At 51.1% G+C, this 16304-nt stretch carries 18 protein-coding genes and 1 pseudogene; 9 read left to right on the forward strand and 10 right to left on the reverse strand.

Annotation, left to right across the window (positions count from 1 at the left end; all coding sequences use genetic code 11):
- Window positions 1-208: 208 nt before the first annotated feature.
- Window positions 209-490 (forward strand): annotated as a pseudogene (locus KUC_RS14910) (transposase); the annotation flags it as partial.
- Window positions 491-628: 138 nt separating this feature from the next.
- Here KUC_RS14910 and KUC_RS14915 read toward each other — a convergent pair.
- The 5 genes from KUC_RS14915 to KUC_RS14935 form a co-directional block, all read right to left on the reverse strand.
- The gene (locus KUC_RS14915) at window positions 629-973 is read right to left on the reverse strand and encodes a hypothetical protein (protein ID WP_040481187.1); all 345 of its coding nucleotides are present in this window, start codon (window positions 971-973) and stop codon (window positions 629-631) included.
- 70 nt (window positions 974-1043) lie between these two features.
- On the reverse strand, window positions 1044-2714 hold the full coding sequence (locus KUC_RS14920) for a phosphoethanolamine transferase (RefSeq protein ID WP_040481189.1): 1671 nt from the start codon (window positions 2712-2714) through the stop codon (window positions 1044-1046).
- 22 nt (window positions 2715-2736) lie between these two features.
- A complete protein-coding gene (locus KUC_RS14925) occupies window positions 2737-3423 on the reverse strand; it encodes a phosphatase PAP2 family protein (RefSeq protein ID WP_040481191.1) in 687 nt (228 codons plus the stop codon).
- Entirely contained in the window at window positions 3405-3782 is a 378-nt protein-coding gene (locus KUC_RS14930; RefSeq protein WP_244264819.1) for a diacylglycerol kinase, read from the reverse strand. The genes KUC_RS14925 and KUC_RS14930 overlap by 19 nt, the downstream gene beginning before the upstream one ends.
- Before the next feature lie 74 nt (window positions 3783-3856).
- A complete protein-coding gene (locus KUC_RS14935) occupies window positions 3857-5047 on the reverse strand; it encodes a glycosyltransferase family 9 protein (RefSeq protein ID WP_007114056.1) in 1191 nt (396 codons plus the stop codon).
- A gap of 291 nt (window positions 5048-5338) precedes the next feature.
- On the opposite strand from KUC_RS14935, the gene KUC_RS14940 reads away from it, so the two are divergent.
- Window positions 5339-6001 carry a response regulator gene (locus KUC_RS14940; protein ID WP_007114058.1) on the forward strand — a complete coding sequence of 221 codons (663 nt, stop codon included), beginning with the start codon at window positions 5339-5341 and terminating at the stop codon, window positions 5999-6001.
- Window positions 5998-7410 (forward strand): ATP-binding protein, encoded by a 1413-nt coding sequence (locus KUC_RS14945; RefSeq protein WP_040481193.1) that lies wholly within the window; start codon window positions 5998-6000, stop codon window positions 7408-7410. Before KUC_RS14940 ends, KUC_RS14945 begins: the two co-directional genes overlap by 4 nt.
- Window positions 7411-7570: 160 nt before the next feature.
- Here the strand turns inward: KUC_RS14945 and KUC_RS14950 are convergent, their stop codons facing one another.
- The gene (locus KUC_RS14950; RefSeq protein WP_007114060.1) at window positions 7571-8503 is read right to left on the reverse strand and encodes a TIGR01777 family oxidoreductase; all 933 of its coding nucleotides are present in this window, start codon (window positions 8501-8503) and stop codon (window positions 7571-7573) included.
- 400 nt (window positions 8504-8903) lie between these two features.
- On the opposite strand from KUC_RS14950, the gene KUC_RS14955 reads away from it, so the two are divergent.
- The 3 genes from KUC_RS14955 (at window position 8904) to KUC_RS14965 (ending at window position 10856) form a co-directional block, all read left to right on the forward strand.
- A complete protein-coding gene (locus tag KUC_RS14955) occupies window positions 8904-9662 on the forward strand; it encodes a DUF3750 domain-containing protein (protein ID WP_007114061.1) in 759 nt (252 codons plus the stop codon).
- 106 nt (window positions 9663-9768) lie between these two features.
- On the forward strand, window positions 9769-10167 hold the full coding sequence (locus tag KUC_RS14960; protein ID WP_007114062.1) for an antitoxin Xre-like helix-turn-helix domain-containing protein: 399 nt from the start codon (window positions 9769-9771) through the stop codon (window positions 10165-10167).
- On the forward strand, window positions 10161-10856 hold the full coding sequence (locus KUC_RS14965) for an RES family NAD+ phosphorylase (RefSeq protein WP_007114063.1): 696 nt from the start codon (window positions 10161-10163) through the stop codon (window positions 10854-10856). Before KUC_RS14960 ends, KUC_RS14965 begins: the two co-directional genes overlap by 7 nt.
- Window positions 10857-10973: 117 nt before the next feature.
- On the opposite strand, the gene mntR is transcribed toward KUC_RS14965, so the two are convergent.
- Window positions 10974-11450 (reverse strand): manganese-binding transcriptional regulator MntR, encoded by a 477-nt coding sequence (gene mntR / locus KUC_RS14970; protein ID WP_007114064.1) that lies wholly within the window; start codon window positions 11448-11450, stop codon window positions 10974-10976.
- A 160-nt stretch (window positions 11451-11610) separates the two neighbouring features.
- On the opposite strand from mntR, the gene KUC_RS14975 reads away from it, so the two are divergent.
- Genes KUC_RS14975 through KUC_RS14985 form a run of 3 tightly spaced genes read left to right on the forward strand, consistent with a single transcriptional unit; the run spans window position 11611 to window position 14306 of the window.
- Window positions 11611-12531, forward strand: coding sequence for a metal ABC transporter substrate-binding protein (locus KUC_RS14975; RefSeq protein ID WP_007114065.1), 921 nt, complete (start codon window positions 11611-11613; stop codon window positions 12529-12531).
- Between the two features lie 6 nt (window positions 12532-12537).
- The gene (locus KUC_RS14980) at window positions 12538-13365 is read left to right on the forward strand and encodes a metal ABC transporter ATP-binding protein (protein ID WP_007114066.1); all 828 of its coding nucleotides are present in this window, start codon (window positions 12538-12540) and stop codon (window positions 13363-13365) included.
- A 17-nt stretch (window positions 13366-13382) separates the two neighbouring features.
- On the forward strand, window positions 13383-14306 hold the full coding sequence (locus KUC_RS14985) for a metal ABC transporter permease (protein ID WP_040481195.1): 924 nt from the start codon (window positions 13383-13385) through the stop codon (window positions 14304-14306).
- A 31-nt stretch (window positions 14307-14337) separates the two neighbouring features.
- Here KUC_RS14985 and KUC_RS14990 read toward each other — a convergent pair whose 3' ends face one another.
- Genes KUC_RS14990 through KUC_RS15000 form a run of 3 tightly spaced genes read right to left on the reverse strand, consistent with a single transcriptional unit; the run spans window position 14338 to window position 16248 of the window.
- Window positions 14338-14679, reverse strand: a complete 342-nt coding sequence (locus KUC_RS14990) for a P-II family nitrogen regulator (RefSeq protein WP_007114068.1) — start codon at window positions 14677-14679, stop codon at window positions 14338-14340.
- Between the two features lie 28 nt (window positions 14680-14707).
- Window positions 14708-15484 carry a Na,Li,K/H(+) antiporter subunit UmpB gene (gene umpB, locus KUC_RS14995; RefSeq protein ID WP_007114069.1) on the reverse strand — a complete coding sequence of 259 codons (777 nt, stop codon included), beginning with the start codon at window positions 15482-15484 and terminating at the stop codon, window positions 14708-14710.
- Window positions 15481-16248, reverse strand: coding sequence for a DUF1538 domain-containing protein (locus KUC_RS15000; protein ID WP_007114070.1), 768 nt, complete (start codon window positions 16246-16248; stop codon window positions 15481-15483). The genes umpB and KUC_RS15000 overlap by 4 nt, the downstream gene beginning before the upstream one ends.
- Window positions 16249-16304: the final 56 nt, after the last annotated feature.

Here is a 16304-nt window from a genome sequence, read left to right on the forward strand (position 1 = left end):
GACGAGATTCCTTAAGTGATCCCACGGGGCTATTTAGAGACAGTTTTATAGCTCTGTTGAATGCTAAGGCTGTTTGGAAAACACCGCCCTGATCTGTGTTAGCGTTATGCATAACCAACCAATGCGATTTATAAAAGAACGCGACGTCACCCCCTGATTGAGTAGCGCTACACTTTAGAGTCCGATCCTATGGGTAAGGAGATTGGACATGAAGAAGCGTTTCAGTGAAGAACAGATCATCGGTTTCCTGCGTGAAGCCGAAGCGGGGCTCCCCATCAAGGAACTCTGCCGTCGGCATGGTTTTTCGGAAGCCAGCTATTACCTTTGGCGTAGCAAGTTCGGCGGCATGAGCGTACCGGATGCCAAGCGACTTAAAGAACTCGAGACTGAAAATACACGATTAAAGAAGCTGCTCGCCGGATCGTTACTGGAGATGGAGGTCACTCGCGAGGCGCTGAGAAAAAAAGTGGTGAGCGCCCCTGCACGCCGATTATGCCAAGCAACTGGCTGTCAAAAACGATAAAGTAACTTCTGACTCTAAACCCGGTTGCTACTGAAAAAGGGGTGACGTCGCAGGGGCGATATCTTGAAGACATTTACTAGATGCACCATGAGTTAAGGGTAGGTATTAAGCCAGAAGAAACAAAACAACCACAGTCCCAACGCCTGCCATACCTATCGCGTCCAGCGTATCTAAAACCTCATTCGCTAAAGGATGAAGAAGGCTACCCATAGTTGTGCTTGCACTGCTTAACCTCAATAGCTGAGAGGTACTGCTGACCCCGATGCTAAAAATAGCGATAATGATTTCAATGGACTCTACCCCAAATAGCACCAGGAGAACGGTTAACAAGATAGTTAAAAATACGTATAGCCGAAAATAAAACCATTGCCCGTCAATGAGAACAGTATCATCACTAGCTATCCAATCATCAGGCGCTGCCTTTTTGATTGATAAGAGCGATATGAACATTTCGATGCACCCGAATCGTTATGAGGTTTAACCTATCTTGCCACCGAATACTTAACAATCACTTACGCGTTTAACTGCTGGAGGGTTGTCGGCACGCTTGGCTAATATCTTCTGCCTGCTGGTAAACATCCGTTGCTACGCCAAGCAAGCCCAACACGCTGTGAAATAAGTTATCGTGCGAGGCGGCTTGATCAGAGATTTGGCGTAAGCAGGCCGTATCGAGCCCTTGCTGCTGTGAAAATGCGTTGGATAGCCACCACACCATAGGCACATGCGTCTGTTCGTCGGGGGCAATAGCATAGGGAATGCCGTGCAGATAAAGCCCTTTTTCGCCCAGCGATTCACCATGATCCGAGAGATAGATCATCGCGGTTACGTATTCATCCTGGCGCTTTAGCGTCTCAATCACCTGATTCAATACGGTGTCGGTATATAGAATGGCATTGTCGTAGCTGTTGGTGATGGCCTCTCTTGAACACTTGGCTAAATCAGCGGTGGTGCAGGCGGGCACAAACCGTTCGTAGGCGGCAGGGTAACGTTGGTAATAGCTGGGCCCGTGGTTGCCTAGCTGATGCAGCACGACCACCTGATCAGTTGAGGTACTGCTAATTTGCGTGGTTAAGGCTTGAGCCAGTGCTTCGTCCATGCATCGTCCATCTGGGCACAAAGGCGCATAGTCTTTTGGCGAGAGCACTTTTGTAGTCACTCCCTCGCAGACGCCTTTACACCCTGACTGGTTATCAAGCCAGGTGACCTCTAACCCTGCGTGGGCTAATACGTTCAGCAAGGACTCATGTTGCTGAGCATAGGATTTAGCGTAATCGGCACGCCCTGGTAATGAAAACATGCAGGGTAATGAGACCGCCGTGCTTGTACCGCATGAAGAGACGTCCGAAAAATTGATAACGTCAGGCTGCTGGGCAAGTTTGGGCGTGGTTTGGCGCTCATAACCATTTAATCCCCAATTCGCCGCCCGCACCGTTTCGCCCACCACGATGACGAGCAGTGTGGGTTTGTCACCCTCTTGTGAACTGGTGTAGGCATCCTCTCCTACTGGGGATCGCGCCGTATTCTCGTTAGCGTGTTGGCTGGAAAGCGCCTGCGCCATCGAAACAATATAATTACCGGGGGTCACCAAGTAGCGAAGCTGTTTATTGTTGCGCATCAGTGACGACACTTCTTGATAAGATAAGAAGATCGCTAACAGCAATATAGCTGTACCGGCGAGGCAATAAGCCGAGCGACGCAGTATTGCCTTCTTCCATGTTGAAGGCGTGATTTTAACTCGCCAAATCATGAGGGTAGGCAAGCCGAAAAAGATGGCCAAATGAATCAGTAAACTAGCGGTGAGAAGTTCCTGTGCTTCGTTAGTGTCCGTTTGAAGCACATTTTCTAACATGGAAGTGTCAAAATAAGTGCCGTAATAACTGGTAAAGTAGCTGACAAAGGCGGCAATCAGAAACAGTAAGGTTAATAAGGGCTTTACCAGCGGTCGAAAAGCAAGGCTAACGAAGACCAAAAAGTTAAGACTGATCATTACCAACAACATATTGGCAAAGGTCAGCCACGTCTTGACGGCAAAAAGGTCATAGCCAGCAAGGGCTTGCTGCCAAAAAGGTAGATTGTAAAAAACACTGAATATGACCACGACCCATAAGACAAGCTGCTCCGTGCTTAATGTGGGGCGATAGTGCCAAGCGGTGTCAACAATTTTTGAAGGCAAGGACAGCAAAGGAGTCATCGAAAGGCTCTCTGTGAATTGATTAATGAACGCGGGGGTGTAATAAGTATCTTGAAAGGACAAAGCTAACGGTCCAGCAAATCATCACGGTCCAGAGGTCGTGAGTCAGAAAGTGCGCCCCGCGCAACTGTTGAGTGAACCCAAACGTAACGCCAAGCCCTAAACCCAGCACAAGCCCTGCCGATCGCCAATGGGGCCGTGTTGCGGCAAAAAAGAAGTAAAGGGCTATCCACGTATATCCTGCGCTGGCATGCCCGGCTGGAAAGCAAGCGGACGCTGGCATTGAGGAAGGGCGTATGTCGAGCAGGCCAATAAAGCCTCGATCTCCTCCATAGCGAATTAAATCCCAAGGGCATTCCATGCTCACCAGGTGTTTAATAGTTGCTACAAGTAACGCCGAAAGTAGTGTTGCGGAAAAAAGATATAAAAGCGGTGTGCGATAATCTTTAAGACGAGTCACTATGATGCTAATTATCAATAGGAAGAGAGTGCCTAACCCCATAGCCAGGCTTAGCCATTTACCGCCTTTGTGAATAATATCCTGAGTAATAAAGGTCTCTTCCCATGCCCAGGTATTACCCTGAAGGCGATATAAAAAGTCGGCTAACGTAAAATCAATATTTAAAATACTGAAAACTGACATGGCGATCAGAAATAAAAGCCAAGCGGATACCAAGGGTTTGAGAACATTTAGCCGAGCAGTACGCATAACCACACACCCATCATCATAAAAATGGTCATCATGACGGCGGCAGCTCCCATGTCTTTCGCACGCCCGCTAAGTTCGTTATGTTCTAGTCCGATACGGTCAATGGTGTTTTCGATAGCGGAGTTGATGAGTTCCACTATCACTACAAGGGTGAGTGAAGAAAACAGCAACGCTTTTTCTACGGAAGTGACATTAACAAAAAATAAAAATGGGTAGAGGATAAGACAGAGCATCACCTCTTGTCTAAAGGCTGATTCATTTATCCAGCAGGCTTTTAAACCCGATACTGCATTTATAGAAGCGCGGAAGATGCGTTTAACACCCGTACCATTAGGTTTTGACGTATTTGAGATAGACAAGTCGGTACACTCGATAACGTAATAGTAGGGTCACTATAAAGTGCAAAACTTAACGAAAAATTATGCGCTTTAATTCAGTAACTAGAATATAAATGGTCAGCATTCGGTGGTGTCACCCACTGTGTTGGTTGGTTTGTTACCGAAGCCGGTTGAACGGGAGTTGTTGGGTTTTGTCCGTCAAGATTAGCGCGTATGGCTTCTATTACCGTGCTGACCTCCGGGCGCCACAGAATGGTGTCATTGGCCTCTCGTGGTACGAAGGCGAGTGATTTTTTCTGGCGTACCAGGGAAATGGTGGCGACATCGAGTGCTGCCGCTAAGTGCATAGGCCCTGAATCGGGTGTCACGAGTAACCGCGCCCGCTCGAGAACAGCGGCAAAGTGACGGATGGGAAGCGGTGGGCATAAGCTGCCATATAGTGATGACATCAAACGCTGCTCAATCGGTGCTAGAAGCCTAAACTCCTCCGGTCCAAGAAATACGACATAGCGTATTTTGCGGGCTTCCATGGCATCAATGAGCATTAGCCAAAATGCCAACGGCCAACGTTTGTCTTGATGCCCACCTACAAAGATCGCAATAAAGCCAGGATCTGATGAGAGATCGCTATGAAGGCTGACTAGCTGCTGGATCTTCGTCATTGCCTGATAGCGTTCCTGCTCCGTTAGCTGGAGCAATGGCCGATTACGGCAGGCCACTCCGAGCGGACGTGTCAAATTAACAATGGCATCGTAGGCATGTGATGACTTACCTTCCGCCTCAATGCTGTACCAGCGCTGGTGACCTTTACGTGAACCCATGCTATACCGCGCCCCTATTAACCGGGTCACTATATAGCCGCTCGTTGATCCTCCGCTCACTTGTACCGCTAGGTCATAACGTTGAGCCCGTAGGCGTCGACATAATGTCACACACTGCCAAGGACGAAGGATCGCGGCTCTCGACAATAGATAGAAATGATCAACAGGCCGTTGCTGCAACAGTGGCCATGTTTTATCGGTCGCTAAATAGTCTATGCGCGCGGAAGGAAAACGTTCACGAAAAGCATCGATGACAGGGGTACTTATTAGCGCGTTGCCCAGACGAAAATTAGGACGAATAATTAGAATTTTTTCTATGCCCACAAGGCTGTCAGTGGTTTCTGGTGCAGGCGCTTTTAGGATATATCGTATGCCTCCCAGTAAATACCGCTTCATTCTTTTTTCTAAAAAACGGGCCATTATTTTTAAATATGTGTTTGTTCTAATAAGCGTTAGTAAGTGCATGCTCTGGCGCTCCGTTCAGTTAATAGACAATAATCTGCCCATCGCAGCGACAGGGCAGTTTCAAATGATCGCCTTGAAAGCGCTGCTTTGGCTTTTTCCATGGCGAAAGAGGCAGCTTGAGCCTAAATAACTTAAAGAAGAGTTAAACTGCGTAAGAGGTTTGCAAAAATAGGGTGGCTGGCTTACTGGTTGAATTCAGATGCGTATGCTTTGTGGGGTATAAGTTGCCGTATTTAAGAAAAGCTTAAGTTTTGGTAGCGAAGATAGCGGTTTGTTGATGGAGGGAGCAGCATGCGTGCACTGCTGATAGAAGATGACCCCTTGCTGGGGGATGGCATTAAGACGGCGCTGGAACGCGAGGGGTACACGGTCGACTGGTTTATGTTGGGTCGTGAAGCAATCACCGCTGTCAGTAGCGAAACGTTCAGTGTGATTATTTTGGATCTTGGACTGCCCGATATGGACGGTATGCAGGTACTGCATTTACTGCGTCAGCAATCCGCTCTGCCTATTCTGATTTTGACGGCCCGCGATGCGATGGAAGACCGTATTGGCGGTTTAGATGCGGGGGCAGATGACTATGTACTCAAGCCTTTTAATTTGCAGGAGCTACTCGCCCGTTTGCGTGTGGTAATGCGACGCGCTGAGGGGCGCGCCTCGAAGATATTGACGCTGGGAGCGCTGAGTATTGATGAGGCTCGTCATACGGTGAGTTGGCGGGGCAAAGACGTAAAGTTGGGCCGACGGGAGTATGCCTTATTGTTAGAACTAGCTAGGCATCCCGACAGGGTGCTATCTCGCCCTCGTTTAGAAAATTTGCTTTATGGCTGGGGCGACGAGGTAGAGTCCAATGCGGTGGAAGTTCACATTCATCATTTGCGTAAAAAGCTTGAAAAGCATCTGATCATTAATGTGCGCGGGATTGGCTACCGGCTGGATAGCCAAGCGCAATGAGATCGATACGGCATTATCTGCTTCGCACGCTAGCCATAAGCATGGTGGTTGCCGGGGGCGTTGCGGTTACCGCGGCTTACTTAATTACCGATCACGAGCTAGAAGAAATTCTCGATACTCAGCTCAGTCTGCATAGCCGGATTGTGGCTGGCCAACTCGACCCCAACGCGACCATGGACGACTATGCTCGCCTGGCTTCGCGCATGGGCCTTCCAGACCATCCGGCACAGCTATATCGCCACGGTAACGCAGTGCCCGTGAATAGCGCTGAATCAGGTCCCAAGCTTTACCACGAAGAAGAGCTTAAATTAGTACTGGGTTTTTGGAATGCAGATGGCTCCCCCAGGCTATTAGGCGGCAAATGGAGTGAGTCCGGACCTTTTCCCGCACCTTTTGAAGAGGGTTTTCGCTGGGAGCGATACGATGGTCATCGTTGGCGGGTGTTCAGCATGTTCGACATTGCCAGCGATACCTGGATCCGCATGGGGCTGCGAGGTTCGTTTCATGATAAAGTGGTGGAGCGCATCACCTGGAACAATTTATTGCCGATGCTCTTTTTGTTGCCACTCCTCCTTTGGCTGATGAGCCGTATTATCCGGCGGGGTATTGCGCCCATCCAAGCGCTTTCCAGCCAGGTACAAGGGCGCTCCGCCCACGATCTGCGTAAAATCGATAATCCGGTTCCTCAAGAGCTTAATGGATTACGCCAATCGCTAAACGACTTCATCGCCCGGTTGAAAGAAACCTTAGAGCGCGAGAGGCGCTTCACTGCAGATGCGGCCCATGAATTACGCACGCCCTTGGCAGCGCTGAGAATCCACTTAGATAATGCGCAGGCAGGGGGCGAGCAATCATTACAAAAAGCCTATGTCGGGGTCGAGCGGCTTCAGCGGGTGGTAGAACAGCTGCTTATTTTGGCGCGTTTGGATCAAGTCACCACAACCTCACCGGCCACTATCGACCTCTATCCGATTATTGCTGAATTGGTAGCCGAGCTATGGCCACTCGCTGAAGCGCGAGATCAGCACTTAAGGCTAACGGGATTAACCCGGCTGGAGGTTCGTGCCGACGAAGTCGAGGTGGGTATTCTCTTTCGTAACCTACTGGATAACGCCTTGCGCTATACGCCAGAAGGGGGGCAAGTGGAGGTAGAGTTGGTGCTTTGGGAGGGTTTGCCTCAACTAACCGTGAGAGACACTGGCCCCGGGCTCCCCGAGGCACTTTTGGATAAAGTTACTGAGCGCTTTAGACGCGCGTCAGGCCAGGGTACCACCGGCAGCGGGCTGGGGTTATCGATTGTCTCGGAGTTGGCTCAGCGCCAAAATGCACGCCTTACGCTTAATAATCGTGCGCCCCATGGGCTAGTGGCCAGCGTGACGTGGGGGCAAAAACAGCAGCAAGATTGTTAATTATTGGTGTAGCGACGAAACGCGTCGTTCGCATTGCCTCCCTCTCACCCTCTCACCCTGGCATCTTGCCAGGGTGTGGGGTTGTTCTAATGGTTTTGTTCTGGCCAGTGCATGCAATCGAGCTGCATGCACTTTTAAACGGCTTAACGCGAGCCGCGACTCAGGTGAGTATGTTGTAGACCGCTGGGCCGATTTGCGGAAAGCGAAAGTGAAATCCTTCTGCGAGCAACCGGTCGGGATACACCCTCTGACCGTCGAGAATGATTGTTGCACCGTCGCCGAGAAGTTGCCGAATCACCATAGAGGGAACCGGCACGCGAAAGAAACTATGCGAGGCGCGGGCAAAAGCGTCAGTTACTTGAGACATTCGCATGGGGTAGGGGGACGTAGCGTTGTAGGCTCCCCGCATCTCGGGCGTATCAAGCGCACGCAAAAGTATGGCAACGGCATCTTCGCGATGAATCCAACTGACCCATTGTTGTCCTGAACCGATACGCCCACCCAGAAACGGATGCAGTTGTTTGAGGACAGCGCGTCCGTTTTCAGTCACCGCTAGCGTGATGCCAAAACGCAAAATGACCACCCGGACATCGTGTTCTGATGCGCGCTGAGCCTGGCCTTCCCACAGGTGTGTGGTGTCAGTTAGAAAGTCGCCCGATGGCCCAGGAGGGCTTTCTTCGGCAAAGCGTGCGCTGGCGCTCACCCCATAATAGCGGCAGGCAGAGGCCGAGATTAACGTAGCTGGCCGATCACTCATCCCAGCGATTGCCGTGACAAGCGCACGAGTGCCTACTTCGCGGCTGTTGCGGATAGCTGTACGCACCTCTGGTGTCCAGCGAGCTGCGATAGGCTCCCCCGCCAAATGCACGACAGCTGAAGCGTCGAAGAGCGCCGGGGTGATAGTTTTCGGATCAAAAGGGTCATAACCTACCACCGAGACAAATGGAAACCGCGCGGTAGGGAAGCAGGTACTGGCAGCCCTTGGGTGTCGGCTTAGTACTGTAACGGGGGTGCCACGTTCTGTAAGCTTTTCCACGAGGCGACTGCCAATTAACCCCGTCGCTCCGGTAATGACTACCTTATTTTGGTTCATATGCCATTAATCTTGTGCCTTTGAGTGAGCGTATAGAGTGATCTGGCCTAGATCAATTCAGGCCAGCAGCGTCAGTACCAATATTTGTAGGCTTGTGGCGATCACGAGACGACGAGTATGGCGACAAGTTTAGACAAGGTCTATTTTGGTCAGATTGAGGCCCATTGTCATCATCACACCGGCCAATACTCAAGGAAGCAGAGCTTGTGATAGCCAATCGGTAGACATTCTAATTCCTTGAAAAACAGCTTGAATATGGTGATCATCGGACGGTTCTGCGCGGTATGGGGCTTCCGCTACAGCCAATTCTCCAAAAGCCGTGGGTAACACTAGAATGCGGCCAATGACCAAGTAAGTTGTCGCGGTACTAAGTAGATAATTTTCAGTTACGGATAAAGCGATGAAAACGTTACTGCGTTGGCTGCTCAGTCTTGTGGCACTTTTAGCGCTGCTGTTGGCCGGGCCTGTTTGGATATTGGCGAGTAATCAGGTGGTGACTGACGGCCATTGGTCATCGCTAGATCGGTCTTCAGCGGGTATAGCACCTGATCCTGCGGTGAGTATTGAAGCCGTGGTTCAGGTCTATTCCGCGCGTGCTTATAACTGGCGCGGGGCGTTTGGCGAACATATCTGGATTGCGACCAAGGCGGAAAACGCCGATAGCTACCGGCTCCATCAAGTATTGAGCTGGCGACGTCCCACAGTGGTGTCTTCAATAGATACGCCTGATCGAGCCTGGTTTGGTAACTCGCCTACGCTGCTGGCGGATTACCGAGGCGATGCCGCTGCGCAGTTGATACCGCAGATTGAGACCGCAGCCGCTGACTACCCCCAAGCCGAGCTATATCGTGTATGGCCTGGGCCGAACAGTAATAGTTTTATCGCTTGGGTCATACGCGAAGTACCAGATTTTGAAGTGACACTCCCGGTCACTGCTATTGGCAAGGACTATATTTTCAATGGTGTTTTTGCGGCTGCGCCCAGCGGTACCGGTTATCAACTGTCATTGGGTGGGGTGGTGGGCTTAATGGTGGCGCTGGAGGAGGGTATTGAATTCAATCTTCTTGGGTTGAGCTTTGGTATCGACGTTATACGACCCGCTTTGAAACTGCCGGGCATAGGGCGGTTGGGTATGCCCGCAAAAGTATTGGGAGGTTGATCATAAGAGTAAAAGCTGTGTCAATGTATTTGCAGATACTTTTTTATTCAACTAGTATCTGGAGATGGCGTGTTTGAAATGTCAGATGAAGGCTAAGAGGGTGGCTATGCAAACGGCACACGACATTTCCCAAAGCAGGGCGGCGGCGGCGGCAGGCTTGAAAGCGGCTGTGCGCATTCTGGATAAGTGGCGGGCTTCTGGCGAGCAGGGTGAAGCGATTCTGCGCGTTTCGCATAGCACTTACGCGCGTGCCCGGCGGGAGGATCTTGTCGAGATCAAATTAGATAGCGACCAGCTGACTCGGATCAGCTACTTACTCAACATCCACGCTGCATTGCGGATGATATTTGATAACCCTGAGAATCTTTATGGGTTCGTCAATTTAGTGAATCACAATCCCTACTTTAATGGCCGCACGCCGCTTGAAATTATCGGCTCCGGTGATTTTGCAGCGCTCTATGAAACCTTTAAGCGTATCGATAGCCTGCGGGGAAGCCAGTGGTAAAGGCCGCTGATTTGCAGATACTGCCCTCTGAAAACGTCACCGGTTATCGCTTAGTCAATAGTAAGTTTCCGCCGATTGACCTATTCGATGATGTGGCAAGCGCTGAAGAGTTTGCCGCTCTCCACGCACTTCAGGCACTAACCAATCCGCGTTTACAAAATGAAGTGGGAAATTTAGCGCTTCTACCACACGAACAGATTCCTTTTGGAATTCGTGGCTGCTCTTATGCCGTAGCGCCTTTTACCCATGTGAATCCGCAGGGTTCACGCTTTAGCGATGGCAGTTTTGGCGTGCTCTATTTTGCCGATACGCTTGAAACGGCGATTGCCGAAGTAAGGCATCACCAGCAGGTGTATTGGCAAAATGTGCCAGGATTGCACTATGAGCGGTTTGTCTTTCGTGGTTTAAAAGCCATTTTCGATCAGGGCGGCTTTTACGATGCGCTCGTTTTACCCATTGCGCACGCTATTTACACGCCCGATGATTACTCGGCCTCGCAGCCGTTTGGTGCCGACATACGCCGGTGTAGGGGTGGGCTTCGCTACCACTCTGTTCGCAAGTTTAATGCAAAGTGTTGGGCGCTGATGACACCCAGCTGTGTGGCTGACATTATCCAAACCACTCATCTGGAAATGATCTGGAACGGCACCATTACCCAGGTGAATCATCTGCGTTTTTCCCACCGATGACGAGCAGGAGGTTAGTTAGTCGTCGTTCATTTGGAATAACCAAACATCTCTCCTCCTGCCTTGCCGCGAATAAAAACGGGCTCCAGCGCGGCCTGAGTGAAACGTCAACAGGCCCTATTAGTTTTGCCGCTGCTCAGTAAAGCGCTGCATGATGGCGAGGGTTTCGTCGCTCACATGGTGCTCCATGCCTTCAGCGTCAATACGCGCAGTAGCATCTCTCACCCCAAGGGCGCGTAAAAAGTGCAGCACGATATCGTGGCGGGCGCGTGACGTTTCCGCCATTTTTTGGCCCGCTTCGGTTAGAAACAGCGAGCGATAGGGCTTGCTAGTGACCAACTCCAGCTCATTTAAACGCCGAATCATTTTTGAAACCGTTGCCTGGCTGACCGCCATACGGTTGGCAATGTCTGCCGCGCGCGCTTCGCCGCGGTGTGCCAATAGGTCGCCAATTAGCTCCACGTAGTCTTCAATCAGTTCGGTTTCGTGGGCATTGCGCACCGTTGCATACTGCTGCGCATGCTGCTCGACGGGCGGCAAAGCATCACCAGGAATGCTTGGGGCGGTCAATGAGGCGTTCGGATTAGAATCAGTCATTGGCAAATTATATCGGAAGCAGTGGGAACAATCATTGGATAGTCATTGGGATAGTAGCGTATTTTTAAACAATATTGTTAGCCAAGGCTAAACTGTTTGCACAATGCTTTTTTATTGAGCTACAGTCTACTTATCGGTTATGCACAATAAAGGAGAGACAATGAGTAAGCGCAACCTGGGTATGGCTTTGAGCCTACCGCTATTGTTGAGCGCTGCACTGGCCAGTGCAGAGGCGCAAGAGAGTGCGACGTCTCCCCTAAATGTGGCAGTCACTTTTTCCGTGCTTGGCGATATTGTTACCAGCGTGGTAGGTGAGGATGCCAACGTCTCGGTATTAACGCCGATTGGCGCTGAGGTGCACGAATGGGAATTAACCCCCAGTAATTTCGCTGCGTTAGAAACAGCAGACGTAGTGTTTTACAACGGTTACCAGTTAGAGCAGTGGATGCCCCAGGTTGAGGCAACGGTTGTCGACGGCACGCCGCTGGTGGCGGTCGCTGAAGCCTCTGAATACCCCACTCAAAACATCATTACCGGTGATATGGAAGGTGATATTGACCCCCATCTATGGATGGATCCACGTGCAGTGTCAGCCTATGTTCAGGTCGTTGCTAATGAGCTAGAGCACTTACTTCCCCAGCGGGCTGAAGAGTTCCAGCAGCGTGCAGAGGCGGTGAAAGAAGAACTGCATGCGTTGCATGTTGAACTCCAGGAGCGCTTAGAAGTAATACCTGATGAGCACCGTGTTCTACTTAGCAGCGAAGCCGCCTTTTTATATTTCTCAGACGCATATAACTTTGAGCACGATGGTATCTGGGGTAACAATGCCGAAACCGAGGGCTCGCCCCGTCAGCTCATGCGCGTGGTGGATATGATTAATGAACTCCAGCCAGCGGCGCTGTTTTGGGAAAGTACTATTTCTGACCGCCACGTTACCAGTCTGGCGCGGGATACGGGCGTTAAAGTAGCGGGGCCGCTATATGTGGACTCGCTCAGTGAACCCAGTGGTGATGCAGGTGATTATTTCACTATGATGCGCCACAACGTTGAGTTATTGCGCCAAACATTGGCAATTGAGTAAACGATCATGGCAACAACTCTTGGCGACGTCCCCGTAGCGATTAATATACAAGGCCTCTACGCAGCCTATCAGCGCCAGCCCGTCTTGGAAGACATTAACCTGCAGTTTCCAGCAGGGAAGTGGACTGCCATTGTGGGGCCGAATGGAGCAGGAAAATCCACGCTTTTTCATGTACTAACCGGCAGTATGAAAGAGCTGCGTGGGAGTGTTCAGGCATTTGATGAGCCGATTGCGACGCACCGTAAAGCGGGGCATATCGCCTATATGGCCCAGCGCGAAGCCATTGAATGGGATTTTCCTGTTTCCGTGTGGGAGACCGTAATGGGGGGCCGCTACGGGCATATGCGCAATGATCCGTTATGGCGGCGTTTGTTGCCTTCCCGCTGGTACCATCCCCGCCACGGCGAGGCTGTGCGTGAGGCGCTGCTGGCAGTCGATATGCTATCACTGGCGGAGCGACCGATTGGCGCGCTCTCCGGCGGGCAGAAAAAGCGTGTATTACTGGCCCGTACGCTCGCCCAGCAGGCCAATATTTTACTCCTTGATGAGCCATTGGCGGGGGTGGATCCGCCCAGTGAACGATTGATTTTAGACGTACTTGCTCGGGAGCGAGAGGCAGGGCGAACGGTTATTATGGTGACTCACGATATGCCCGGTGCTCGTCGTCATGTTGACCATGTGGTGCTGATTAACCGCTTTATCCGTGGTGTAGGGTCGCCTGATGAAATGCTTAGTGATGCTAAATTGGCTGAGCTGGCAGTGAGTTCTATCGAACAGGCGGCGAGCGATGTGCGAGCCGCTGAAGCATCTTCCTTTATGGCAGCTCGGGGGTAAGCAAAGTGGCAGAACTAATGACGGCACTGAGCCTGTTTGGCGATACCTTGGTGAGTTGGCTCATCGCTGCATTGATGGTCATTGTCAATCTATTACCCGGTAGCATTTCAGATGCCTTCCAGTACGCTTTTATGCAGCGCGCCTTGTTAACCTCGGTGCTGGTGGGGGCTATTTGCGGCATTTTATCCTGCTACGTGGTGCTTAAGCGCTGGTCACTGCTGGGGGATGCGATTTCCCATGCGGTACTGCCGGGGGTGGCAATTGCCTACCTGCTTGGTTGGCCATTCTTTATTGGTGCTTTTATTACCGGTGCATTGACCTCAGTGGGTATTGGCGCTATTGAGCGCCACACGCGGATTAAATCCGATGCGGCCATGGGTTTGATGTTTACCGGCGCTTTTGCATTGGGCATTGTGATTATCAGCAAGATCGCCTCAAGCACACATCTAATGCATATTCTGTTTGGCAACGTGCTGGGTGTTCAGCAATCGGCGCTTCTGTTGACGTTGGTAGCCAGCGTGATTGCCCTGTTAGTCGTGTGGCTCGCTTATCGGCCACTGCTGCTATACGCTTTTGACCCCCAGCAGGCTCAGGCGCTGGGTTTTAATTCCAGCGTTATTCATTACGGTTTGATCTTGCTGCTAACCCTGACCATCGTGGCGAGTTTAGAAACGGTGGGTATCATTTTAGTGGTGGCGATGCTGATCACCCCAGGTGCTACGGCACACCTGCTGACCGACCGTTTTAAAACCATGATGCTGATTTCCGTGGGTGTTGGGGTTAGCTCTGCGATCATCGGACTATGGCTATCGGTGTTGCTGGACGTTGCCTCTGGCGGCACCATTGTGTTGGTTGCCACCAGCTGGTTCTTTATCGCACTGCTGTTTTCACCCAAGCATGGTCTGTTACTGCGCCAGTGGCGTCGCTGGCGCATGGGTTAGCGCTAAACGCTTAATTGACCTAGCGTGAGGATTAATCCGATGATTCGGAAAGCGATTTAATCTGACTCTTAACTCCCACGGCATCTTCGACATCCAACTGAAAGGCAATGCCTGTGCCGGGGGTTTCATCAAATTCGCCTACCTGGGCAATCGCCTCGAGAATATGGCGGCTGCGGTGCTCCTCTGCCAGGAAAAGCAGCATATCCCGCTGTGCGGTAATCTCCATGCCAAAAATGCCGTGCGCTTTCTTAAGCCCTTCGCCGCGGGCATTATTGATCACCGTGGCGCCGGTAGAACCCGCATGGCGAGCTGCTTCAAGAATAGCATCGGTTAATTCGTCTTCCACCATGGCAACAATCAGTTTAAAGCGCATCGTGATTTCCTTTTCCTAACTACTTGTTTTACATGGGTGTTAAGTCATTAGCGGAGCGCGTCCGGGTGGCTCGCCATTGAGCAATTTGGGCATAACCCATCACGGTAATAATGGGGAATAAACAGGCAAGTGCGATCATGCCGAATCCATCCATTACCGGGCTGCGCCCAGGGATTTCTGTTGCAAGGCCTAACCCCAGCGCGGCAATAATCGGTACGGTAATGGTCGACGTAGTGACGCCACCCGAGTCGAATGCCAGCGGAATGATGGAGCGTGGCGAACGCAGGGTTTGCACAATGACCAGCAAGTAAGCGGCGAATACGAACCACTGTAACGGCCAGCCCATCACAATACGCCAAGTGCCCAGCGTAATTCCAAAGGCCATACCAAGTGCAACCGCAACGCGCAGCATCAATGGATCAATCGTGCCACCGGAAATCTCACCTGCCTTCAATGACACCGCAATGAGCGATGGCTCGGCAATAGTAGTGCTGGCACCAATAGCAAAGGCGAAAATATATACCCAGTAATAGTCGCTCCAATGGCGCTGGGCACCCTCGGCTAAGATTGGCAAAAACTCATGGTTGGTGAGTTGGGTCGCCATTAATTCACCCATTGGAAACAGTGCTTGTTCCAGGCCGACTAAAAAAAATGATAGCCCCACCCAAACCATGAAAAAACCCATCAAGACCTGCGGAAGACGCTTTACGGGCTTACGAATGACCAAGTATTGGAAGCCGAAAACGATGGCAGCAATAGGCAGGATATCCAGCAGAGTCCCCCAAAAAGTGGCGATAAGCGTCATGGAACGACTCCTGGTATCAGGTGGATACCAATAATGCCAAATAACAGCACAAAAATAATCGGCATCACAGATGCCAATGCAATCAGTCCAAAACCGTCGAGCATCGGGCTGCGGCCTTTTATAGAAGACGCCAGACCTACGCCCAATGCCGTCACCAGCGGCACCGTGATGGTAGAGGTTGTGACACCGCCAGAGTCATAAGCGATGCCTATCATCTCGGCGGGGGCAAACAGTGTTAACAACAGCACCAGCATGTAACCGGCAATAATCATTAAATGCAGCGGCCAGCCCTTAAAAATACGTACTACTCCTAACACTACCGCTACGCCGACAGAAGCAGCTACCACCATGCGCAGCGCAAAAGCAAAGCTATTTTGTGCGCGAACGCTGTTATCGATTAGACCGCCTAGGGCAACAACTTCAGCCGCTCGGGCAGCGATGGCGATCAAGGCAGGCTCGGCGACGGTAGAGCCAAGCCCCAGTGCAAAAGCAAACATCAGTAGCCATGATACCGAGCCTTTTTTTACAAATGCTCGCGCTAGGTTCTCGCCCAATGGGAATAGTCCCAGCTCAAGTCCTTTAATAAAGAGTGTCAGGCCCACGAGAACAAACACCAAGCCAAAAGCCAGATCGATCAAGGCGAGGGAGTCGGGTAGTGGCTGACGAATAACCACTAACTGGAAAAACGCCATCACCAATACCACTGGCGCAAGGTCGCGCAGGCTATCTTTAAATTGGTGGGCAAGCGATACCACAAGATCCATTGAATCTTCCGCGAGTCAGAGGGGATTAACAGTAGCGCTGAAGCACTATCTCATTA

It is taken from the genome of Vreelandella boliviensis LC1 (assembly GCF_000236035.1).
Classification (GTDB): Bacteria; Pseudomonadota; Gammaproteobacteria; order Pseudomonadales; family Halomonadaceae; genus Vreelandella; species Vreelandella boliviensis.